Origin of the sequence: Brucella pseudogrignonensis, assembly GCF_002252525.1 — a bacterium.
Lineage (GTDB): Bacteria > Pseudomonadota > Alphaproteobacteria > Rhizobiales > Rhizobiaceae > Brucella > Brucella pseudogrignonensis.
The window spans coordinates 39,096-59,915 of record NZ_NNRM01000039.1 but is presented as its reverse complement, the minus strand read 5'-3'; the positions used below and the strand labels follow the sequence as shown (position 1 = coordinate 59,915).

The window sequence follows — 20,820 nt, the reverse complement described above, 5'->3', positions numbered from 1 at the left end:
TGCGAATTTGCGGCTCTGCGGAGCGCCGACAATATGCCGGTAGATTCCGGCAATGTGTCGGGCCCGCAGACATATTGCAGGATGCTTGCAAACGGAGCCTGTGCCAAGCTCATTCTCGAAGGTTAATGACAAACCATAACCCCAAAACAAAAAGACAAATCCAGAGGAAACTCAAAATCATGCGTTCCAAGTTCAATAGCCTGTTTGCTGTCGCCGCCTTAGCAATCGCGGTCGGATTTTCGAGTGCCCCCGCCCAGGCGGACGAGCTGGAAAAGCTCAAGGCCGCCGGTGAAATGCGGATTGCAATGAGCGGCCAGTATCCGCCATTCAGCTTCACCAATGAAAAGAATGAGGTGGTCGGTTTTGATGCATCGATCGGCTCGGAAATCGCCAAGCGGATGGGGCTGAAGGCCAACATCGTCACCACTCCTTTCGACGGGATCATCGCCGGGCTGCTGGCCAAAAAATATGATGCGGTCGTAGCTTCCATGACCATCACACCGGAACGCGAGAAGGCCGTGGATTTTGTGGGACCCTACTATCATGCCGGACGCACGATCGTTGTCAAGGAGAGTTCCTCCATTCAGAAACTGGAGGATCTCAATGGCAAGACTGTTGGCGTAACCATGGGTGACGCCCATGAAAAATGGGCCAAGGCGCAAGGGGATTTGAGCGTGCGGACCTATAAGGGCCTCCCTGAAATGCTCATTGATCTGGATGCAGGTCGGCTGGATGCCCTGGTCATGGACAGCATTCCGGTGATGATTGCGGTGAAGGAGACCGGGCAGAAAGTCCGTATTCTTGATACGCCTGACATCGAAGGGGGGCGGGTGGCGCTCGGTATCGCAATCCGCAAGAACAATCCCGAACTCAAAGCGGAAATGCAAAAGACCCTGGAGGCCATGCTGGCTGATGGCGGCTACGAAAAAATTTCAATGGAATGGATCGGCAGCGACATTCGCTGATTGGATTACAGTCCGGCCCGAAGCAGTTCGGGCCGGTTCCCTTGACGTTTCGGAGTATGCTTATGGATCTTGCTTTGATGCAGCGGGTCCTCCCGTTCTTTCTGGAGGCTGCGTGGGTCACCGTGCAGATTTCTGTCCTTGCGCTTGCGCTGGGCTTTGCCATCGCCACCGTTCTTGTTCTGGCGCGCCTGTCAAACAGCGCGCTGCTGCGCCTGTTATCAGGGGCCTATATCAGCGTATTTCGCGGCACGCCCTGTCTGGTGCAGTTGTTTGTGCTGTATTTTGGCGGCCCGCAGATCGGGCTGGAGCTTGAACCCTATGCCGCCGGCGTGATTGGGCTTGGACTGAATATCGGCGCTTACATGGCGGAATCCATTCGTGGTGCCATTGCCGGCGTTGACAGGGGGCAAGCAGAAGCGGCCCGATCGATTGGTTTTGACCGCGGCCGGACGCTCAGGCTGATCATTCTGCCACAGGCGGCTCGACTGATGATCCGTCCCCTCGGCGTCAATGCAGTGGCTTTGGTTAAAGGATCGGCACTGGTGTCCACGATTTCGGTGGTCGAACTCACCTATACCGCGCAACGCTTCATCAGTTCCACCTATAAGCCATTGGAGATATTCGCGGTTGCGGCGGTTCTCTACATGATCATTGTTTATGTTGTCGTCACGATCGTTGATCTGCTCGACAAGCGCTTCGCGCCGCGTTGAGAGGCAACTTAATGCCAGCACTTGATTTCAGTATTGTCGCCCCCTATGCCGATATCCTTCTCACCGGACTTGGCTGGACCCTGGTTCTCGCGATTGCCTCCAGTGTTCTTAGTTTTGTCTTTGGCATCCTGTTTGCGCTGATTGTTCTTTATGCGCCCGCACTGCTCGCAATTCCGGTCCGCTTCTTCATGTGGTTGTTCATGGGAACGCCACTGCTGTTGCAGCTTTATCTGATCTATTATGGTCTTGTGCAGATCGGCATTGATATTCCTGCGTTGTTTGCAGGCATCATCGGACTGAGCCTGCATTTCGCCGTCTATAATGCTGATGTTCTGCGTGCCGGAATTGTGTCGGTCGACCCGGGACAGACCGAAGGCGCGCGCTCCATTGGGCTTAGTCGGGGTCAGGCGTTACGCTATGTGATCATCCCGCAGGCCATCCGCAACACGATCCCCCCCATTGGCAACAACATGATCGTGCTGCTCAAGGATACTTCTCTCGTTTCCATTATCGGCATTGCCGAACTGGTACATAGTGCGCAGATCGCGATCAGCGAGACATACAGTCCGTTCGAATTCTATCTGACTGCGGCTGTGCTTTATTACATCGCCAATCTTGTCATGGAGGCGATGCTGCGACGTATTGAAAGAAAAGTGGAGGTGACGCGATGAGCGCATCCTTAGCAATGGTTGAAGTCAAGGCTGCGCGCAAAGCCTATGGCGCGCTTGAAGTCCTCAAAGGGATCGATCTGTCGGTGACGCGTGGCCAGATTATTGCGATCATCGGTCCGAGTGGCTCCGGCAAAAGCACCTTGTTGCGATCGATCAATCACCTTGAGACGCTGAATGGCGGGGAGGTCTGGCTCGACGGTACGCAGGTCAACCAGCCCCTCAAGGGGCAGGCTTTTGAAAAGCACATCAATGCGGTGCGCCAGCAGATGGGAATGGTGTTTCAGCACTTCAACCTGTTTCCGCATCTCACTGTGATGGACAATATTACGCTCGGTCCGATCAGGCTGAAAAACATGCGCAAGGCGGAGGCGCGTGCGCTGGCACTGGAATTGTTGGAGAAAGTCGGCCTCGCAAGCAAGGCGGATGTCTATCCGTCGCGTCTTTCCGGCGGCCAGAAGCAGCGTGTGGCGATTGCCAGAGCGCTTGCGATGCAGCCCAAGGTGATGTTGTTCGATGAAGCGACATCGGCGCTTGATCCGGAACTGGTCGATGAGGTCAATCTGGTGATGAAACAGCTGGCGGCGGAACATATGACCATGTTGATCGTCACCCACGAGATGCGGTTTGCAGGCGAGGTGGCCGATCGGATCCTGTTCATGGATGGTGGAGTGGTGGTTGAAGAAGGGGCTCCCAGTGCATTGTTGCGCAATCCGCAGCAGGAGCGCACACGCAGTTTCCTCAAAAACTATCTGTCGCAATGACGGTGTCGCCGCGGTTACGTTCGGGCGCTGGCGGATTGGTATCCGCCCTCGCTGTGGGAGCCCGCTTGTGAAGCCGCGGCTTCTGCTTTTTTCCTCTTACGCCTGCGCTCGCGGCATTCAGCCAAGTAAATTCTAAGTTTAGCCCTGCGTTCGGCTGGATTTTCCAGAACCTAGGATTCTTTGCTCTGCCGAGCTGGCTGATCAGGCCGGAATCGTATCGCGAGATCGTTGATTGGCTGACGCCGAACACGGCATCGTGAAGTTGTTTGATGAAGGCTTCGAGCGGGCTGCCCTGTTTCCTCCAAGGGAAACTTTCAAGCAGTTTTGGACTAAAGCAGATGGCCCAACAATGGACTGAATGATCAAGGTCAACGCCAAGTCCGCAATCATTTCCTTCAGATTGCGAAGGCTGATGGTCGATGACAAGGAACGCCGTTTAAAGCGTTGGGCAGATGAGCATTGATTGCTTTAGCCCTCATCGCGAGTAGCCTGCTCGCAGCCGCTGATTACACAGTCCAGCATGCCCTTTCAACACAGTTTCGCGTTGGCGTCATGACGGTGAGCATCGGTGGTATCTATTTCATCTCATTACGCGCAAAAGAGCGGGGAAGGTGAACATGAAACGATCGGCGCATGTAAAACGCGAAGGACTTGAGCCTGTTCAGTCCAGGTCTTGTTTTCTAGCCTGGCAATGATTCCAGGCAGTTGCGTTCAGTATGACTGAAAGCGCCGTCATTTGGCACCGCCGGTTAAAGGGTGGATAGAGGGCGATTCAGATTTTATAATCGGGTGGTGTAGGCTGGCCCTTGGCAATCAGTGGCAGGAAGGCGTTTAGTGTGACTGTTGACGCGGAACGGAATGAATTAGCCTCCCGCTACCATCGCTTTGCAGTTCGTGAGGCTTGCGGGCGTTCTCCGCTATACGAGCACCTCGCCATGAGCATATCGGAAGACGCAGAGGTCCTTGGCCTGATCTCGGCCTTGCCTCAACCAAAGCAGCAGCCCAACCTACTTCTTGCCGTTTATCGACACCTCTTCGGTGTTCCGTCGAATTACAGCGAGTTCAAGCGCGTTTTGCTCAAGCGCTTTGATGCGGTTCGCTCGATCATTCTCAGGCGCTCGACGCAGACCAACGAACCGGGACGCTGCGCTTTGCTTCTGCCGGTTTTAGCGAAGCTACCGCAGCCTCTGGCGCTTTTGGAGGTTGGCGCGTCTGCTGGACTTTGCCTCTTTCCGGATCGCTACGGATATGAATATCCCTCACGGAGCCTTCGGCCCTGGGGGGAAGACAATTCGTATCCCGTGTTCCCATGCAAGGCTGCCGCAAATATTCAACTTCCTGAAACGCTGCCGCAGATCGTTTGGCGGGCCGGGCTCGATCTGAATCCGCTTGACGCTGGCGATAAAGACGAGGCTGCTTGGCTCGAAACACTTATTTGGCCCGAACAGGTAGAGCGCCGTCACCGGCTTCGTCTGGCACTCGGTATTGTGGCAGCGGAGCGGCCGACGATCGTAAAGGGTGATCTGCTGGGACCTGAATTCGCAGCCCTTTGCCTTCAAGCTCCGCAGGATGCCACGCTGGTAGTCTTCCATACCGCCGTTCTCGCCTACGTTTCAAACAACGGCGACCGGATGGGATTTGCCGACCAGGTTTCCGCGCTATCAGATATATGGATCTGCAATGAGGCACCGGGCGTTATGCCGCATTTTGGCTTTTCCTCAGCTGACGCCCCCTCGCCAGGTGCCTTCTTGCTGTCGGTGAATAATCAACCGACGGCATGGACCGACCCACACGGTGCTTGGATTGAGACGATTACGACTGCGAAATCGATCTCCGAAGGGGCTGTCCGCCGTGATTGACGAGGGAATGACCCTCTGAGCTGCCTTTTGGGATGGCGTCGCCCCCTGCCACTGGAGCGTAAAACACTGACAGACTGAGCCACTCTGTGCAAATCTGTAATCGTAAGTTGAAGCGAAGGGAGAGTTGTGCCGACGAACCTATCGCTCGCTCCTTCCATGAGGGACGAATTGGGGCTCAGGCCAGAACGGGGCGCTGCTCGGACGCACGTGACCGTGGGCGCGATCTGATCCAAAATGATCAGATGCGTAGCGACAGATTGCAGCGATCCAGCGCTTTGTCGTCTCAATCGATCAGGCCAAATGCGTTCTCGATCGCTCATTCCGGGAACCAATTGATAAACCCTACTACTATTGCACGATCTCCGATGCTAACAACTGTCAAGGTTCATCAGTTGTGAATATGATATGGCTCTGAAATCGGCGACCCTTAAAGATGTGGCGGCACTAGCGAATGTGTCGCGTGCCACTGCTGCCCGTGCACTCAACAGTTACGGCTATGTTGGTGATGAAACCGCGCAGAAAGTTCACGCTGCTGCGGAGAAACTTGGATATCGAGGCAACCGACTTGCTCAGGCTCTGCGCAACGGGCAGTTGCCAATTATTGGCTGCGTTCTTGGCGATATACAAAATCCGTTCTTTGCAAAGATTGCCCATGATGTCGAAGTGCTGGCGCGAGAAGAAGGACATAATCTCATCATTGCGAGCAGTGAAGAACAGCTGGATCAGGAGAAATCACTGCTCGCCAGTTTGCAGTCTTTAAGCATTCGCGGCTTCATCATAGCGCCGACATCAGCCGAAGACAGTTCGCATCTGCAACGTCTGATCGATGAACATGTACCGCTGGTTTTGATTGACCGCGCAGCGCAGGGAATTGAGTGCGACAGTGTTGTTGTCGACAATGAAGGTGGTGCGCGCAAGGCCATCGAATATCTGATCGAAATGGGGCATCGAGACATTGCGCTTTTGCAGGACGATGCGCGCATATTTACCTCACGCGAGCGTTTGAATGGTTACAGGACTGCGTTGCTCGCCCATGATATCGAACCCAATGAAAAATTGATCTGTGTCGCGCAGTCGACGGTTGAGCATGCTGTGGATGCAACCATCCGCCTTTTCAGTCAAAAAAGGCCGCCAACGGCTCTTTTTACTGTCGATAGCTTGATGACGCAGGGGGCGCTGTTAGCATTCCGCTCGATGGGAATATCGATTCCCCACGATGTGTCCCTGATCGGTTTTGATGATTTCAATCTGGCAACTTTTACCGATCCACAGATCACTGTCGTTGCTCAACCAGTGTCGGAAATAGGCCGCGCTGCGGGCCGACTTTTGCTTGAGAAAATAGCAGGAAAGAAACGCCCCCCAGAGAAAATCAGCTTTGAAACCAAGCTGATAGTCCGAGGTTCTGTTCGCGGTCGTTGAAGCGACGAGACGTGCAGTTTTGCCTGCAAAAAAAAATCCTAAAGCCTACTTGCCATCAGAAAATTCCTGTGCGCTAAATAGTTGTGAGATCGATCTCACATTGTCGCAACGAGTTTCAGGCGCAAAACCGGTTCGGGCTTTTCTCGCGGTTTCAACGGCGCAAACGGGAAGGTAGTAATGCTCAACTTCGATAAAGACCGCTTTGTGAAAATTCAGGGCGGCGCGGTCGCGATTGCAGAAGATGTACGCGCTCTGATGCGCAGGCTGCTTGACGACGGCCTGGAGCGCATTTTCTTCATGGGGACGGGCGGCGTACAGTTTCTGACCCAGCCGGCAATCGAGATCGCCCGCAACGCAACTGTCTTTCCGGTTCAGGCGGCATTTTCTGCTCAGGTTGTTTTGGAATCGCCCGCTGGGCTGGACGACAAGGCACTTGTGATCCTTCCGTCCCTCTCCGGGACGACCAAGGAAAGTGTGCAGCTTCTGTCATTCCTGAAGAACAAGGGTGTCAAAACGCTATCGCTTACCGGACACAAAGATACGCCGCTTGGCCTTGATGCCGACTACAACTTCACCAATTTTGCGGAGGACGACACATCCTCGGAATCCTTTTACCTGCAGACCCTGTTGATCGTGCTTGCATTGCTGGCTGAACGCGGCGAGTTTCCAGACTTCGACGAAATTGTCTCCGAGTTGAAGCAACTCCCGGAACTTCTGGTTTCGGTTAAGGAGAACTTTGAAAAAGGCGCAGCAGCACTCGCGCAGCAGATCAAGGACGAGAAATATCACATTTTTACCGGCGCCGGCACCGCTTGGCCCGAGGCTCACTATTACGGCATGTGCATTCTTGAAGAAATGCAATGGATCCGTACCCGCCCGGTTCATGCATCCGATTTCTTCCACGGTACGCTGGAACTGGTTGAGCCAGGGGTCAGCCTGTTCATCTTCAAGGGAGAGGATGCATGCCGTCCATTGACGGAGCGGGTTGAACACTTCGCAAAGCGCTACACAGATAAGGTTCATATTCTGGATGCCGCTTCGGCCAGTCTCCCCGGCATCTCCGAAAGGACACGCAGCCTGATCTCTCCAATCATCTTGGCGACCATGCTGGAGCGTTTGAGTGCGCATCTGGAAGTTTTGCGCGACCACCCCCTGACCACAAGGCGGTACTACAAGCGCGTCGAGTACTAACAGCTTTCCCCGGTCCGGCTCTGCCGGATCGGGCTTCCGCATTCTGACGAAACAAAGAACAAGAGCAAAAAGAGAGGAACTTCGAAATGAAATGCAGAATGTTTTTGAGCACAACAAGCCTTGTTTCACTGATGATGTGTGGGTGGTTGTCTGGCCCTATGAATGCAGCGGCGGCGGGCGACGCCATTGTAGCTGAACCTGATGCTACCGTCGAATATTCTGGTACGTTGAGCATTCTGACGAAGTTCGGCCTCCAGCAGCTTTCGCCCTATTTTGTCAATGCGGCCAAGGAATATGAGAAGCTTCATCCCGGCGTTAAAGTCGAGCTTATTCAGGAAAGCGACGATAGCGTGAAGGGGAAGACCAAGGCCCTGGTTGCCTCTAACTCCCTGCCGGATATCTATTTCACCTGGACTGGGAGCTGGGGCGAAAATTTTGTGCGAGGCAATCGCGCTGTTGATCTGACAAAGATTATTGGTCCCGACACGCCATGGGGCAAACAGCTTGCCCATGCTGCGGTCGATGCATTCCAATATAATGGAAAATTATACGGAATTCCGCTTTATCTGGACGCAAAGTTCATGGGCTATAACAAGGTGCTTTTTGCCAAAGCCGGTCTGGCGGAACCGAAGAGTTTCGATGAGTTGATCAGTGCGTGTGCAGCGCTGCGCAAGTCTGGGGTAACGCCGATTTCGTTCGGCAACAAGGAAGGCTGGCCTGCTGTGCATTTTGCCGGACAGTTGCTTGCCTATAACGTGCCAAAAGTGACACTTGAAAAAGATTTCAACCCCAAGACCGCTGAATATTCGGATGCAGGCTATGTTGAAAGCCTGACACAATTGAAGAAAATTATCGATGATTGTTCGGACGGCGCAGGCACCAATGGTTCATCCTATGCTTCTGCATTGCAGCAATTCAGCAATGCCAAATCCGCAATGTACTATCAAGAAATTATCGAGTTCGATCAAAGCACTGCGGATGGCGCGTTGAAGAAGGAAGATTTTGGCTTCTTCAAACTGCCCGCATCAAAAGACGCAAAGGGTGATGTCAAATCAATCGAAGGTGCCCCGGAAGGCTACATGATCAATTCAGCCTCGAAGAATATTCCGCTGGCTGTGGATTTCATGAAGTTTATCACCTCACCCGAAAACGGGAAGATTTTGTCGGCACCACCTTATGGGCAGCCAAGCGCGACTGTTGGCGGATATTCGTCTGAAAGCATGAACCCGTCTGTCGTTGAAGGTCTCAAAGTTATTGCGGATTCATCCTATCTGATGCCGTGGCTTGATACCGCCAATCCACCGCGCGTTGCATCTGTCTGGCTTTCAGGTCTGCAAGCCCTGATCGGTGGCTCCATGACACCGGAACAGGTCATGGAAAAGGTAAAGCAGGCTGCAGCCTCTTCCCGATAAGGATGGTAATGGCCGATGACTGTCATGAAGCATGAAAATGGAGGGGAGGCTGCCAAAAACGGCTTCCCCCTGCCGGACGGGTCTCAATACGACAAGTCCGGTTTGCTGGCGAAGTTACTTTCTTTCCGCTGGGTTCTGATCGCATTCGTTTTGATCCTGTGGTTTGTCTACTATCCAATCATCGATAATTTTATCGTCAGTACGACAAATCAGGATATCTTCACCGGTGAAACTGCCTTTGTCGGTCTGGATAATTATCGGCGTCTGCAAGACGATCCGGTCATCTGGACGGCAATCTTCAACAATACGCTTTATGCGGTCATTTCGGTGGTGTTTCAGGTGTTGGGTGCATTCGTACTCGCGGCGATCATTGAGGGTCTGCAGCATGAGACATGGCGCAGATTCTGGCGCGCTGTTTATTTCATACCATCAGCAATTTCGATCACTGTAACGGGGCTGCTTTTCTACTTTATCTATCAACCCGATATCGGCCTGTTGGATTCCGCTTTTACCCATCTTGGACTTGCCAGCTGGTCTCGCTCATGGCTGGGGGAAGAGCAGACTGCGATCTACGCAATTATCGCCATGAGCCAGTGGCAAGGTTTTGGCTATTCGACGCTTTTGTTTGCCATAGCGATCCAGAAAATCCCTCGTGAGCTTTATGATGCAGCGACCATGGACGGCGCCGGTATGTGGCGTCGGCTGTGGAACATAACATTTCCGCTGACGCGCGAAATGACCGGTCTTATGGTTATTGTGACGATCACCGGAGCGTTTCAGGTCTTCAACGAGGTCATGGTCATGACAGGTGGCGGCCCTAACAACGCCAGCCAGGTACTGGGTACATGGCTCTATCAACAGGGCTTTATTGAAAATGACTTTGGTTATGGCGCTGCAATCGCATCGGTGATTTTTATCATCACGCTGCTGACCGGCTTTGGACAGCTCTGGTATACCAGAAAACGGAGGGTGGAACTATGAGTGAGGCCTCCTATCAGCCGCGCGAGCTGCAACCCATGAATTTTGTGCAGGGGCTTGTGCGTGTCTGCCTGTTCACTTTTCTGATCAGCCTTGGGGTCGTGGTCATCTATCCGCTGTTGTGGATGGCCCTGAACGGTTTCAAAACCAACTCCGAGATATTTGGTGAACCCTTTGCCCTACCGACGGGCTTTACGCTCGACAATTACATCTCAGCCTGGAACCAGGGCATCAGGAATTATATTGCAACGAGCATCATCGTCACGTTGGTTTCAGCGGTCTGCACGGTTCTGATCAGCGCGTGGACCGCCTTCGGCCTGACGCGATCCAAACTGCCTGGCAAGCCGTTCTTTGTCGGTCTGGTGCTTGGCGGATTGATGTTGAGCCCAACAGTTGCGGTCATTCCACTGGTGCGGATCATGCAAAATCTTGGTCTCTATAACACCTATTGGGCTCTGATCATTCTCTATACCGCGTTCCGCATCCCGTTCACCACCTTCCTTATTCGCGCCTATATGCTTGGTCTTCCGCGCGATCTGGACGAAGCAGCCGTTATGGACGGAGCGAGTGAAGGCCAGATCTTCTGGCGTGTGACCTTGCCTCTGTGCAAACCGATCCTCGTCTCCTGTGTCATCCTGCATGTTCTGTTTGCCTGGAATGAATATCTCTTCGCCATGATCTTCACCAGTGGCGCGGATGTGCAGACATTGCCCGTTGGCCTCACTTCAATCATGGCAAAACATGGAACCAATTATGCCATTGTCTTTGCAGCAATGACCCTTTCGGCACTTCCGATCCTGATCGTCTTCTTCGCGGCCCAGCGCTTCTTCATTCGTGGGCTCGCGGAAGGAATCGGCAAATAGGGTGGTGGAAAATGTTACAACGTGAACAGTTGATTGGTGCCAATTTTTCGTTTCAGCACTATCCGTTTCAATGGGGTGTCAAGCAGCTTCGGCTCATGGGCTTTCAACGCATGGAACTATGGGGAATAGCCCCTCATCTTGATCTGTTTCATTCTGACCGCGCTCGGCTTTCGGAGATCCGGTCGGTTCTGGAGGATAACGGGATCAGCGTGCATTGCTTCACCCCGGAACAGGTTCTTTACCCAGTCAATATCGCCTCAAGCAACGACGCTTATCGTGGAAAGAGTGTTGAATGTTTCCTGCGAGCAGCCGATTTATGCGCCGAACTGGGTGCCAAATACCTCTTCTTGACACCTGGACGGGGTTATGAATGCGAGTGCCGCGAACGCGCATGGAACCACGCCCTGCAATCCTTGGATAAAATTACCGCACATGCGGCCAAACTGGGGCTTCGATGTCTGCTTGAACCCTTGCAGCGTACCGAAAGCAACATCGTCAATGATGTCGCCGATCTTGAACGGCTCTGGAAGGAACTGAATGCGGATCATGTCGATCTGGTACTCGACTTGGTCGCCATGGCAACGGCTGGAGATACGGTTGGTGGGTATTTTTCGCGATTTGGCAAACGTCTTGCCCATGTTCATGTCGTCGATGGGACCCCAGCGGGGCATTTGGCATGGGGAGATGGAAATCTACCACTCGACGCTTACCTTGCCGAAATCACACAGCATTCATTTCAGGGCACCTTGACCTTCGAGCCTTTTGGAAACGGTTCATATGCACTGGACCCGGCGGCGGTCTGGCGGCAATGCCTTGACGCGATTTCCCCTCATTTTGATAGTGCGGAATGATGATGAAGAAGCCAAATATCAATCTTGTCGCTGTCGGTGACAATTGCCTTGACGCCTATCTGGACAAGGGAGTGGTCACGGTCGGTGGAAATGCCCTTAATGTCGCTGTGCAGTGGAAAAGACTTGGGGTCGGTGCTCGTTATATGGGCGCGATGGCCCCCGACATGGAAGCGGAGATCATGCTTAATGTGATCGAAAAAGCCGGACTTCTGCCAAGCGATATTGAAACTATTGAGGGCAATTCTGCTGTCACGCTTTTGACCGATAAGAACGGCGAACGGCAGTTCCTGTTTGAATCTCTGGGTGTTGGCGAAAACTACATTCCAGACCAACAGCGTTATCAATCATTGCTTTCCTGCGATTGGGCCCATCTTGGTACCAATTCCAGTGAAAAGCTGGTCCGTAGGCTCGTTGTGGACGGTGCCAGGTTCAGTGTGGATGTCTCGACCCGGCATTTTGACCTGGCACTGGAAGGCGTCCCTCTGGTCTTTGCATCAGGTCCCGATGATCCCCAGGAACCGGTTGAGCCATTGATTGCAAAATTCAAGCAGGCCGGAGCCCAACAAGTCGTTATTACCTGCGGCAAACGCGGTTCATTCTATGACAATGGACGTCAGTCATTTTCTGCAGGCTCGGTACCCGTGCAGGTGGTCGATACCTGTGGAGCTGGTGATAGCTTTATCGCTTCATTTCTGGTGGCACTTTTCTTCGAGCAGTGTTCTGAAGAACAAGCCCTTCAAAAGGCTGCTGTCAGAGCGTCTGAAACCTGCACGCACCCAGGCGGCTTTCCCCAACCCTTGCAGGCGATCCCGCAATGGTTGCTCGATAAATACCAGGATGTGATTGCCACAGCGCAGAGGGACTGACCATGAACTCGATCACAATGAGAGCACCTGTTGTTGCGGCGACGAGGGATCGCTCTTTCTGGCTGCAAAGTATTGGTGCCGATCCCGTCACAGCGCCTTTATCGGGCCAGCACCAATGCGATATCGCAATCGTTGGCGGGGGATATGCCGGGCTTTGGACAGCGCTGCGGCTACGAGAGCAAGATCCAAAGGCGCGCATCACAATCCTGGAAGCGGATTTTTGCGGTTCTGGCGCATCCGGACGCAATGGCGGGCAAGTCCACAGCTGGTTTGCTGAAATCGATATGTTGCGCGATCTTGTCGGCGACGAAGATGCAAGGATGCTTTGTCACGCAACCTGCGATGCGATTGAGGAGCTGAAGGTGCTGCAAGATAGCGGCATCATCGACATGGATCTGCGCCTTGATGGCTGGCTTTGGACCGCAAGTTCGCTCGCACAGGAACGGGCATGGGACAAGGCCCTGGAGATTTGCCGAAAATCCGCGTTCAACCCGTTTAAAACACTCAATGCGCATGACATTGAAAGGCGCACTGGCTCCAGCGCATCCTATGTCGGCATTGTCGAAGAGCGGGCAGGGACGGTTCAACCCGCAAAGCTTGCCCTTGGCCTTCGCAAGCTTGCGATGGCAAAGGGGATTGTCATTCATGAAAGAAGCCCTGTTTTGGAGATGGTTTTAGGTGAAAGGCCTGAACTTAAAACACCGGACGGAACATTGACGGCCAACAAGGTTGCTTTAACGGTCAATGCTTGGGCTTCCGCGATACCTGAACTTCATCCCTATCTGTATGTGGTCAGCAGCCAACTTATCGTAACAGCGCCTGCTGCAAACATACTGGAGCGCATCGGATGGACCGATGGTGCGTCGATCTGTGATGCGCAGCATCACGTGCTCTATTATCAGCGCACGACCTCCGATCAGGTTGTATTTGGACGGGGAACGGGTGGAATTTCCTTTAATGATCGGATCGACGCGCGGTTTAATCGCGGCGGCGACGGTGGTGCAGACAACATACGTGAACTTCACCGGGTATATCCTCAGCTAAAGGATGTGCCTGTCCTTCATGACTGGAGCGGTCCGATTGACTGCACCGCGCAGCATCTGCCGGTGTTTGATCATCTCAGAAGTCATCCGAATGTTTTCTATGCGTTGGGGTTTAATGGGACCGGTATTGCCCAGACGCCTGTCGCAGGTCGGATTCTGGCAAGCCTGATCCTGGGGCGCGTGGATAAATGGAGCGGTTGTGGTTTGGTAGGCATCAAAAATCGCACCAAGCTTCCTCCCGAACCGGTGCGTTATCTGGGCGCCAAAATTGTCCGTGCAGCTATTCGAAGAAAGAACGATACCGAAATCCTCAACCGTGTCCCAGGCCCGATAACGCGGCTTCTGGCAAGTCTGGCTCCGTGAGCCAACCAACCCACGCGGAACAAAACTACAAGGAACGGGAACAATGGCCGACCTGTCACTGAAGAATATACGTAAATCCTATTCCAATCTGGAAGTACTCCATGGAATTGACCTTGATATCTCATCGGGTGAGTTCGTTGTTTTCGTCGGGCCGTCGGGTTGTGGAAAGTCCACGCTGTTGCGCTCAATTGCTGGTCTTGAGACAATAACGTCAGGTGATCTCGTCATCGCCGGTGAGCGGATGAACAATGTTGCTCCGTCGAAACGGGGTATCTCAATGGTGTTCCAGTCCTATGCGCTTTATCCGCATATGACTGTTTATGAGAATATGGCTTTCGGTCTGCGTATCGCCGGTATGGCAAAGGCTGAGATAGACAAACGGGTCAAGAAAGCCGGCGAGATTCTTCAGCTGAGCGGCTATCTGCAACGCTTGCCGAAGGCGCTTTCAGGTGGGCAGAGGCAACGTGTTGCGATTGGACGGGCGATTGTCAGAAACCCGCGCGTGTTTTTGTTTGATGAGCCTTTGTCCAATCTTGATGCAGCTCTGCGTGTGGCCACACGCATCGAGCTTGCAAAACTCAAGCAAAGCATGCCCGATGTCACAATGATCTATGTGACCCATGATCAGGTGGAAGCCATGACGTTGGCGGATCGGATCGTTGTGTTCAAAGACGGCAATATCGAGCAGATTGGCACGCCAGTGGAGCTTTACAAAAAGCCAGCCAATCTTTTCGTTGCCCAGTTTATTGGTTCCCCGGCCATGAACATACTCGCGGGCACCATATCGGAGGCCTCGGGACGCCATTACAGCTGCCATCTTGACTGCGGGACGAAACTGGCTCTTGAAGCGGGTGAGGGAACGTTCGCAAAAAAGGATCGAGTTAGCGTTGGAATTCGTCCAGAAAATACCAGGATTGCCCGCAACGAAACTGAGGGGCCTGTCTTTTCTGGTACAGTGGATCTTGTAGAGCATCTGGGCGAAGCCCAGATCCTCTATATGGATATTGCCGGATCTCATGGCAAATATCTGATCAAGACAGCGGAAGACACTGATTTTAGGAGATCAGATACGTTATCTTTCTCGGCGTCGACGAAGGATATACATGTTTTCTCGCAAGAAGGGGCAGCCGTTCCAGCCCAAATCGTGTGAATCTTGAAGCATCAAAGTTGCGCGGTCAGCTCGAAGATGCACGCAATTATGCAGTGCTGAAGCTAAGCGAGAGATGTCAGGTGAATAAGATTGTCTGGCATTGTTGATTGCCGCTGAGAACGATGGGATGGGAGTGCGGAGGAAACCAGTAAAAAACTCAACATGGTTGGCTCATGCCACGACAGCAACACCCCCTGACTTCCCCGCCAATCGATGCTCAAATAAAAAGGGTTCTCCCGACGACAGACGGAAACATCATGCAGTTTTGCACGTTAAGGGTTCAGCAGAAACAGGATCCTTAGCGATGAAATATAGCCAGGAGCGTGTCTTACCAGAAAGTGTGAGTTCTGATCGTGGTCGGGATGCCAAATCGCCTGGCGAAATACCGGTTAGGGGCCTTCGCGACGTCTTTTGGCGCGTCATTGAAGCTATCACGGCAGATCGGGTTACACTGATTGCTGCAGGTGTGACCTACTACCTTCTACTATCTCTGTTTCCGGCGCTGGCTGCACTTGTTGCTCTTTACGGCTTCGTCGCCGACCCCTCAACAATTATGGGACACGTTGGCTTCCTGGCAAGTGTCTTTCCACCTGGATCGTTCGACCTCATACTCAATCAGTTGACTGCTCTTACACTGCAAAAGGCTTCCACGCTGAGTTTTGCGTTCTTTGCCGGCCTCGTTGTAGCGATCTGGAGTGCCAACAGTGGCATGAAGGCGATATTCGATGCTATGAACGTTGCATATCGGGAAAAGGAGAAACGGAGCTTTGTACGCCTGAACCTCTTATCTCTGACATTTACATTCGGTGGGCTTATTATCGCCATCGTTCTTATCGCGGCCATCGGAGTGCTTCCAGCCGTTTTGTCATATCTTTGGCTGGATCGATGGCAGGAGCTCCTGGCGCGGTTCGCGCGCTGGCCTCTCGTTCTTGTCCTGGTCGGCTGTGGTATCGCCTTAATCTACCGCTTTGGTCCGAGCCGCGCACAGGCAAAATTCAGGTGGTTAAACTGGGGCGTGGTACTTAGCACACTGCTCTGGATGTCCGCATCAATCCTGTTCTCATTTTATATTGAAAATTTCGCGAATTACAACGCGACCTACGGCACGCTTGGCGCACTCATCGGCATGATGGTGTGGGTCTGGATCTCAGTAATCATATTGATTGTCGGTGCTGAACTTAACGCAGAGCTGGAGCACCAAACCGCTTGTGACTCTACCACGGGGTCGCCGCAGCCTATGGGAAACCGCGGTGCGTTCGTGGCCGACACCTTGGGCAAGACCGTCGATTAAGTTTTCCAGAATTAGGATATCTCCGGCTTTTTCGCTTGGCTTAGAAATGCCACGCCGACTGATAGCACGGAGCACGCGACCGCGTATCCTCACTTTCAGAAATGAACTAAAATGTTCTGCTGTATGGAAGAAACGGACCTCACCGTGAGCCGCCGGATCCCGTGCCGCAACGGCGTTATAAGTTTGTGCCAAAACCTTATAACGCCGTTCCGGAAGGCTGTCATTATAAGCTGTTGGCAGAAATAGCGGATGGGTCGATAGGAATGCTGATAACAGTCGAAGTATGGATGTTCGCCTGGTTCGACGACTGTATCGTTGTGACGCCTTTGCCCCGCTTTGGGCGGGCTGTTCACGCGAAAGTTCAATCTCTTCTGAAGCCTAACAAGGGATGTAACAGCCGTTTCGTCATTGGAGAGCGATAATCTCATGGAATCATCTCTGGCAATGAGCGAAAATTGTGCTGTTATCAATTGGATCGCTGTTACAGCGGAATTTTCGCGTAGCCTTTCGAGAGAATTGGCCCGGTCGGACGTCCGATTGGCGAGCCTCCGGCGGGCTCTAATGTAAGTTCGTAAAGCTGTTCACCGCGCGGTTTTGGCAGGTCTGGTCCCTTTAACTGCGTTGATTGCCCACCTTCAAGTAAGCCCAGCGACACCGGTCCCATCTCCTGAGAAGGAAGGGTCCAGACCTGAATGGCTTTTCCTGCTGGTATTGTGACATGGTTTAATAATCGCACACGCGCATTTTCATTGCCAAAATCTTCGACGATTGCCTGCACGCTTCCGGCATCATCCAGCAAAACAGCGATTACAATTGGATCGACAGTTCTGTTCAACGACCACCCCAGGCCGATTGCAAGAAGGATCGAAGCTGCTGCGGCGGAAAGCGCAGCAACTCGCCACCGATTGACACTGTTCCTGTTATCATTGGCGCTCCTGACGAATGTGGTCGATACGGCGGGATCATCGGAGAGCCGGCTTTGAACCGCGCGCCAGACGCGTTCCTCCACGTGCATCGGGGTGACTGAACTATCGAGTGGCAGAAAGCGTTCCCTGCTGCTCGCAACCGCTCTTTTCAGGGCTTCGTTGTTGGCAATTTCATCTTCCACTTGAGCCGTCTCATCAGCGTCAAGCAGACCCAATACATATTCGTCGGCCAGTTCTTCAATATTATCGAATGATCTTATCATGCCATGCATGCCCGCAATGCGCTCAACCCTCGCCGTATCCAGGATTTAGCGGTCCCCAGAGGTATCTGCAGGCGACCCGCTATTTCACCATGCGAATAACCGCCGACATAGGCCATCAAAATTCCGTCCCGCTTGTCCTTATCGAGCGATTGAAGACAATCGCGCAATTGGCTTTTTTGATCGAGGCGATGCCAGGCGTTCAGAATCTCATTGGAATGCTCGGCTTCGACCAAGGTTTCTACATTTTCGACCGTGTGTTCGCGATTGCCATCGCGCAATGCATTCAATGCTCGATTTCTGACAATCGCATAAATCCATCCCTTGGCAGAGCCTTGATCCGGGGCATATTGATGGGCATGAGTCCAGATCCGAATGAGTGCTTCTTGTAAGACCTCTTCTGCAAGCTCGCGGCGCCGAAGGATGCGGTGGGCAATTGCCAGCAAGCGGCCCGCTTCCTGATCAAATATGGCGCGCAGCCCGGAGCGGTCGCGACGCACGCAGGCAGCAATAGCATTTGCCAGTTCATCCTTTTGCACGCCCATGCGATCTGTCTCCTCATCCGATAGCTAACTTAACCGCAATGCCTATCGACAGGAAACAGGCAAAGACATGCATTGAAAATTTATTTTCTCTCGCTGCATCCAAACCACAAGTCTCGCGTGTCTTAAAATGTGAGACGCTGGAACCCACGCGTAAAACAGCGGCTTCAAACCGGGAAACAAAGGAGATTAATGATGCGTATCACTCAGTTGGCACTGGCCACATCTACAATGCTTGGGGTTTCGATTGTTCACGCTATGGCTGCACCGGCGATTGGCCTTGTCGGCGACAAGACGCTTGTCATGTTTGACACAGAGGATGGCAAGGTCACAAAGACGATGGATGTGGCCGACGTTGAAAAGCTGCTTGGCATTGATTTTCGACCTGCCGACAAGACCGTTATCGGTGTTACCGAGGATCATCGGATTGTCGCCATTAACATCGAGAGTGGTACGGTAAACGAAGTATCGAAGATGAACGAGATGCTGCCACTCACGCAAGGGCAGGCGGTCATTGTCGATTTCAATCCAATGGCTGACCGTCTTCGTTTCATGACTGGGACAACTAATCATCGTGTTCATCCGGATACGGGTGCGGTGACGGTCGATGGCAAGCTTGCTTTCGAAAAGGGCGATGTCGCCGAAGGTTCTGAAGGTAAAATCGCTGCCGCAGCTTACACCAATTCCATCGGCAAGCCTGAAAAGACTGCCATGTTCAATATTGATGCTGGCAACAAGACACTGGTTCAGCAAACAAAGCCCAATGACGGGACTTTGAAGACGATCGGCAAGCTGGACATAAGTGAGAGCCCTGAAACCTATGCCTTTGACATTCAGGGAATGGCGGAAGGCCGCAACACCGCTTACCTTGTTGGTGATAATACGATCTACACAGTTGATCTTGACACAGGTGCCGCCACGAAGGTCGGAACGATCGAGAAGCTCGATGGCCATTTGCGCGATATAGCTATTCTTCCGGCTTCTTAAATGACGAACGGGGCCGGTTTTCGATCGGCCCTTTTCTCAGTCCTTTGTTTGATAATCTGCGATTAAACTGAGATCGACATTTGGAGGGTAAGAACACAGTTTCGTCCCTCCATGACAATGGCAGGATCGCATCCGTTGCGTGTTCATTCCTCTCCTCGAAAGCTTGGCTTCCATCACATCACCGACCGGGTAAGAACCCGGTCGGTAAATCGAGTAAATTCAAAGGCAATTACATTTTAGGCAAAAGCACTTTGTCGATGACATGGATCACACCGTTGGACTGCTTCACGTCTGCGATCGTCACGTGGGCGACGGTTCCATTCTCGTCGGTGAGGGTGAGCTTTCCCATCTTTTCCCTGGCTGTTAAGACACAGCCGCCCACAGTCTTGATGGCGTGTGATCCATTGTCGTCCTTAATCATCTTGGAGATATTTTTCGACATGGCATCAGCGGCAACAACGTGACAGGTCAGGACTTTCGTCAGCTTCTCCTTGTTCTCCGGCTTTAGAAGGCCATCCACTGTGCCTTTTGGTAGGGCAGCGAAGGCTTTGTCCGTGGGTGCGAAAACGGTGAACGGTCCTTTGCCTTTCAGAGTGTCGACAAGACCAGCCGCTTTGACAGCTGCGACGAGTGTGGTGTGGTCCTTCGAGTTCATCGCGTTGTCAACGATTGTCTTATTGTCATACATTGCCGCCCCACCAACTGTTGGATTCTCGGCCAATGCAACTGTGGCGCAGGCGGAGAGAATTGCAGCAGCAGTGAGTGCTTTTCCAGAAAAACGCATCATTTCATTTTCCTCCCATGATCCGGATCGATTCCGGTTTCCCCTGTTCGGGGGCATGTTAGTTAACGAAATTTCCGCTGCGCCAGATCACTTTGGCAGAGTATTTTTTCAAGCCGGACTTGGTTGCGCAAGCATCGACTCGGTTTGACCCGAAAACAAGCTGGTTCGCATGCTGTGCGGCGCGAGAAGGGCCGCTGTGCCAATTCGTCCGCAACGAAGCCGTCAATGTTGGCGATTGCTGTGAGGGCGTGCACCATCAGATCATCATGCCTGTTGGAGCGGTCGAGGGCCGAGCGAAACTTGCGAAGGCCGGCTGGAGTTTGTTTTTCGGCGTTCATCGATCGTGCAACGCCTGGGGCATCGCCGCTAGACCAGAGCGTAGCTCAGCGACGAATATTTTTCTGGGCAGAGATCAGTGATCTCGTAAATGCTTTAGTCTAGATTACGTTCACGTTCTCGGCTTTGGACTTGCCCGTTTTGCGGTCCTGTCCGATATCATAGCTGACTTTTTGTCCGTCGTGGAGTGCGCTGCCATAAGCAACTGCCGAGATGTGAACAAATACATCAGCGCCACCATTTTCAGGTGTAATGAAGCCGAAGCCTTTTTCGTTGTTGAAAAATTTAACTGTACCGGTCGCCATTATTTCCTCATCTGTCGTTGTTGATGGGATCTGTCTAGCTTGCTCTGCTGATGCCCGCAACAGGAAACCGAATTTCAGTTCCTCCACTCATGTTTGTAGGCCGTTCAGGCGTAAAGTTGAACGGATCCCGCATGAAACTGCACATCTATGGATGGTTTCATGGGTTCAGGACGCGCCTGTAAACCCCTTATGCCCTTAAAGTGTGTTGGACAGGCCTATACGCCTCTGCAAAACGATCACGCAGGGTCGATCAAACCAAACGACGCAGAAAACGCATAGCTCGTCTG

The 20,820-nt window shown here is 52.7% G+C and carries 21 protein-coding genes; 16 read left to right on the top strand and 5 right to left on the bottom strand.

Annotated features, from left to right (window positions below; translation table 11 throughout):
* Positions 1-179: 179 nt before the first annotated feature.
* From CEV34_RS16445 to CEV34_RS16375, 15 genes are all read left to right on the top strand, one after another.
* Complete coding sequence (locus tag CEV34_RS16445; RefSeq protein WP_007881073.1) at positions 180-965, top strand: ABC transporter substrate-binding protein; 786 nt, start codon at positions 180-182, stop codon at positions 963-965.
* Between the two features lie 62 nt (positions 966-1,027).
* Positions 1,028-1,675: an amino acid ABC transporter permease gene (locus CEV34_RS16440; RefSeq protein WP_007881072.1), complete on the top strand. Its 648-nt coding sequence runs from the start codon at positions 1,028-1,030 to the stop codon at positions 1,673-1,675.
* Positions 1,676-1,686: 11 nt separating this feature from the next.
* Entirely contained in the window at positions 1,687-2,346 is a 660-nt protein-coding gene (locus CEV34_RS16435; RefSeq protein WP_007881071.1) for an amino acid ABC transporter permease, read from the top strand.
* On the top strand, positions 2,343-3,107 hold the full coding sequence (locus CEV34_RS16430) for an amino acid ABC transporter ATP-binding protein (RefSeq protein ID WP_039861149.1): 765 nt from the start codon (positions 2,343-2,345) through the stop codon (positions 3,105-3,107). Before CEV34_RS16435 ends, CEV34_RS16430 begins: the two co-directional genes overlap by 4 nt.
* 836 nt (positions 3,108-3,943) lie before the next feature.
* Positions 3,944-4,966 carry a DUF2332 domain-containing protein gene (locus tag CEV34_RS16425; RefSeq protein WP_094544045.1) on the top strand — a complete coding sequence of 341 codons (1,023 nt, stop codon included), beginning with the start codon at positions 3,944-3,946 and terminating at the stop codon, positions 4,964-4,966.
* Between the two features lie 405 nt (positions 4,967-5,371).
* Entirely contained in the window at positions 5,372-6,385 is a 1,014-nt protein-coding gene (locus tag CEV34_RS16420) for a LacI family DNA-binding transcriptional regulator (protein WP_094544044.1), read from the top strand.
* Positions 6,386-6,562: 177 nt separating this feature from the next.
* The gene (locus tag CEV34_RS16415; RefSeq protein ID WP_094544043.1) at positions 6,563-7,576 is read left to right on the top strand and encodes an SIS domain-containing protein; all 1,014 of its coding nucleotides are present in this window, start codon (positions 6,563-6,565) and stop codon (positions 7,574-7,576) included.
* 98 nt (positions 7,577-7,674) lie between these two features.
* A complete protein-coding gene (locus CEV34_RS16410; RefSeq protein WP_235819095.1) occupies positions 7,675-8,988 on the top strand; it encodes an ABC transporter substrate-binding protein in 1,314 nt (437 codons plus the stop codon).
* 15 nt (positions 8,989-9,003) lie between these two features.
* On the top strand, positions 9,004-9,969 hold the full coding sequence (locus CEV34_RS16405) for a carbohydrate ABC transporter permease (protein ID WP_094544041.1): 966 nt from the start codon (positions 9,004-9,006) through the stop codon (positions 9,967-9,969).
* A complete protein-coding gene (locus CEV34_RS16400; protein ID WP_094544040.1) occupies positions 9,966-10,829 on the top strand; it encodes a carbohydrate ABC transporter permease in 864 nt (287 codons plus the stop codon). The genes CEV34_RS16405 and CEV34_RS16400 overlap by 4 nt, the downstream gene beginning before the upstream one ends.
* Positions 10,830-10,840: 11 nt before the next feature.
* A complete protein-coding gene (locus CEV34_RS16395) occupies positions 10,841-11,680 on the top strand; it encodes a sugar phosphate isomerase/epimerase family protein (protein WP_094544039.1) in 840 nt (279 codons plus the stop codon).
* A gap of 2 nt (positions 11,681-11,682) precedes the next feature.
* Positions 11,683-12,546 carry a PfkB family carbohydrate kinase gene (locus CEV34_RS16390; protein WP_235819094.1) on the top strand — a complete coding sequence of 288 codons (864 nt, stop codon included), beginning with the start codon at positions 11,683-11,685 and terminating at the stop codon, positions 12,544-12,546.
* Between the two features lie 2 nt (positions 12,547-12,548).
* Positions 12,549-13,952, top strand: a complete 1,404-nt coding sequence (locus tag CEV34_RS16385; protein WP_094544037.1) for an NAD(P)/FAD-dependent oxidoreductase — start codon at positions 12,549-12,551, stop codon at positions 13,950-13,952.
* 43 nt (positions 13,953-13,995) lie between these two features.
* Complete coding sequence (locus CEV34_RS16380) at positions 13,996-15,102, top strand: ABC transporter ATP-binding protein (protein WP_094544036.1); 1,107 nt, start codon at positions 13,996-13,998, stop codon at positions 15,100-15,102.
* 304 nt (positions 15,103-15,406) lie between these two features.
* Positions 15,407-16,393, top strand: a complete 987-nt coding sequence (locus CEV34_RS16375) for a YihY/virulence factor BrkB family protein (protein WP_094544035.1) — start codon at positions 15,407-15,409, stop codon at positions 16,391-16,393.
* Positions 16,394-16,874: 481 nt separating this feature from the next.
* On the opposite strand, the gene CEV34_RS16370 is transcribed toward CEV34_RS16375, so the two are convergent.
* Together CEV34_RS16370 and CEV34_RS16365 are read right to left on the bottom strand one after the other, a co-directional pair.
* Complete coding sequence (locus CEV34_RS16370; RefSeq protein ID WP_094544034.1) at positions 16,875-17,591, bottom strand: anti-sigma factor; 717 nt, start codon at positions 17,589-17,591, stop codon at positions 16,875-16,877.
* Positions 17,579-18,124, bottom strand: coding sequence for a sigma-70 family RNA polymerase sigma factor (locus CEV34_RS16365; RefSeq protein ID WP_094544033.1), 546 nt, complete (start codon positions 18,122-18,124; stop codon positions 17,579-17,581). The genes CEV34_RS16370 and CEV34_RS16365 overlap by 13 nt, the downstream gene beginning before the upstream one ends.
* Before the next feature lie 192 nt (positions 18,125-18,316).
* Here CEV34_RS16365 and CEV34_RS16360 point away from each other — a divergent pair, with 192 nt between their 5' ends.
* Positions 18,317-19,108 (top strand): DUF4394 domain-containing protein, encoded by a 792-nt coding sequence (locus CEV34_RS16360; protein WP_094544032.1) that lies wholly within the window; start codon positions 18,317-18,319, stop codon positions 19,106-19,108.
* A gap of 229 nt (positions 19,109-19,337) precedes the next feature.
* On the opposite strand, the gene CEV34_RS16355 is transcribed toward CEV34_RS16360, so the two are convergent.
* The 3 genes from CEV34_RS16355 to CEV34_RS16345 all read right to left on the bottom strand — a co-directional run bounded on the left by CEV34_RS16355 (position 19,338) and on the right by CEV34_RS16345 (position 20,533).
* Positions 19,338-19,895: a fasciclin domain-containing protein gene (locus CEV34_RS16355; protein ID WP_094544031.1), complete on the bottom strand. Its 558-nt coding sequence runs from the start codon at positions 19,893-19,895 to the stop codon at positions 19,338-19,340.
* A 59-nt stretch (positions 19,896-19,954) separates the two neighbouring features.
* Entirely contained in the window at positions 19,955-20,230 is a 276-nt protein-coding gene (locus CEV34_RS16350; protein WP_094544030.1) for a hypothetical protein, read from the bottom strand.
* 99 nt (positions 20,231-20,329) lie between these two features.
* Positions 20,330-20,533, bottom strand: a complete 204-nt coding sequence (locus CEV34_RS16345) for a cold-shock protein (RefSeq protein WP_007881014.1) — start codon at positions 20,531-20,533, stop codon at positions 20,330-20,332.
* Between the last annotated feature and the right edge of the window lie 287 nt (positions 20,534-20,820).

What these genes read in the sequence shown, in the direction of transcription:
- CEV34_RS16390 (WP_235819094.1), top strand. Translation starts at nt 11,683, where the DNA reads ATGAAGAAGCCAAATATCAATCTTGTCGCTGTCGGTGACAATTGCCTT.
- CEV34_RS16395 (WP_094544039.1), top strand. Translation starts at nt 10,841, where the DNA reads ATGTTACAACGTGAACAGTTGATTGGTGCCAATTTTTCGTTTCAGCAC.
- CEV34_RS16415 (WP_094544043.1), top strand. Translation starts at nt 6,563, where the DNA reads ATGCTCAACTTCGATAAAGACCGCTTTGTGAAAATTCAGGGCGGCGCG.
- CEV34_RS16355 (WP_094544031.1), bottom strand. Translation starts at nt 19,895, where the DNA reads ATGATGCGTTTTTCTGGAAAAGCACTCACTGCTGCTGCAATTCTCTCC.
- CEV34_RS16440 (WP_007881072.1), top strand. Translation starts at nt 1,028, where the DNA reads ATGGATCTTGCTTTGATGCAGCGGGTCCTCCCGTTCTTTCTGGAGGCT.
- CEV34_RS16365 (WP_094544033.1), bottom strand. Translation starts at nt 18,124, where the DNA reads ATGGGCGTGCAAAAGGATGAACTGGCAAATGCTATTGCTGCCTGCGTG.
- CEV34_RS16445 (WP_007881073.1), top strand. Translation starts at nt 180, where the DNA reads ATGCGTTCCAAGTTCAATAGCCTGTTTGCTGTCGCCGCCTTAGCAATC.
- CEV34_RS16360 (WP_094544032.1), top strand. Translation starts at nt 18,317, where the DNA reads ATGCGTATCACTCAGTTGGCACTGGCCACATCTACAATGCTTGGGGTT.
- CEV34_RS16385 (WP_094544037.1), top strand. Translation starts at nt 12,549, where the DNA reads ATGAACTCGATCACAATGAGAGCACCTGTTGTTGCGGCGACGAGGGAT.
- CEV34_RS16410 (WP_235819095.1), top strand. Translation starts at nt 7,675, where the DNA reads ATGTTTTTGAGCACAACAAGCCTTGTTTCACTGATGATGTGTGGGTGG.
- CEV34_RS16350 (WP_094544030.1), bottom strand. Translation starts at nt 20,230, where the DNA reads ATGAACGCCGAAAAACAAACTCCAGCCGGCCTTCGCAAGTTTCGCTCG.
- CEV34_RS16405 (WP_094544041.1), top strand. Translation starts at nt 9,004, where the DNA reads ATGACTGTCATGAAGCATGAAAATGGAGGGGAGGCTGCCAAAAACGGC.
- CEV34_RS16430 (WP_039861149.1), top strand. Translation starts at nt 2,343, where the DNA reads ATGAGCGCATCCTTAGCAATGGTTGAAGTCAAGGCTGCGCGCAAAGCC.
- CEV34_RS16420 (WP_094544044.1), top strand. Translation starts at nt 5,372, where the DNA reads ATGGCTCTGAAATCGGCGACCCTTAAAGATGTGGCGGCACTAGCGAAT.
- CEV34_RS16400 (WP_094544040.1), top strand. Translation starts at nt 9,966, where the DNA reads ATGAGTGAGGCCTCCTATCAGCCGCGCGAGCTGCAACCCATGAATTTT.
- CEV34_RS16375 (WP_094544035.1), top strand. Translation starts at nt 15,407, where the DNA reads ATGAAATATAGCCAGGAGCGTGTCTTACCAGAAAGTGTGAGTTCTGAT.
- CEV34_RS16345 (WP_007881014.1), bottom strand. Translation starts at nt 20,533, where the DNA reads ATGGCGACCGGTACAGTTAAATTTTTCAACAACGAAAAAGGCTTCGGC.
- CEV34_RS16435 (WP_007881071.1), top strand. Translation starts at nt 1,687, where the DNA reads ATGCCAGCACTTGATTTCAGTATTGTCGCCCCCTATGCCGATATCCTT.
- CEV34_RS16370 (WP_094544034.1), bottom strand. Translation starts at nt 17,591, where the DNA reads ATGCATGGCATGATAAGATCATTCGATAATATTGAAGAACTGGCCGAC.
- CEV34_RS16380 (WP_094544036.1), top strand. Translation starts at nt 13,996, where the DNA reads ATGGCCGACCTGTCACTGAAGAATATACGTAAATCCTATTCCAATCTG.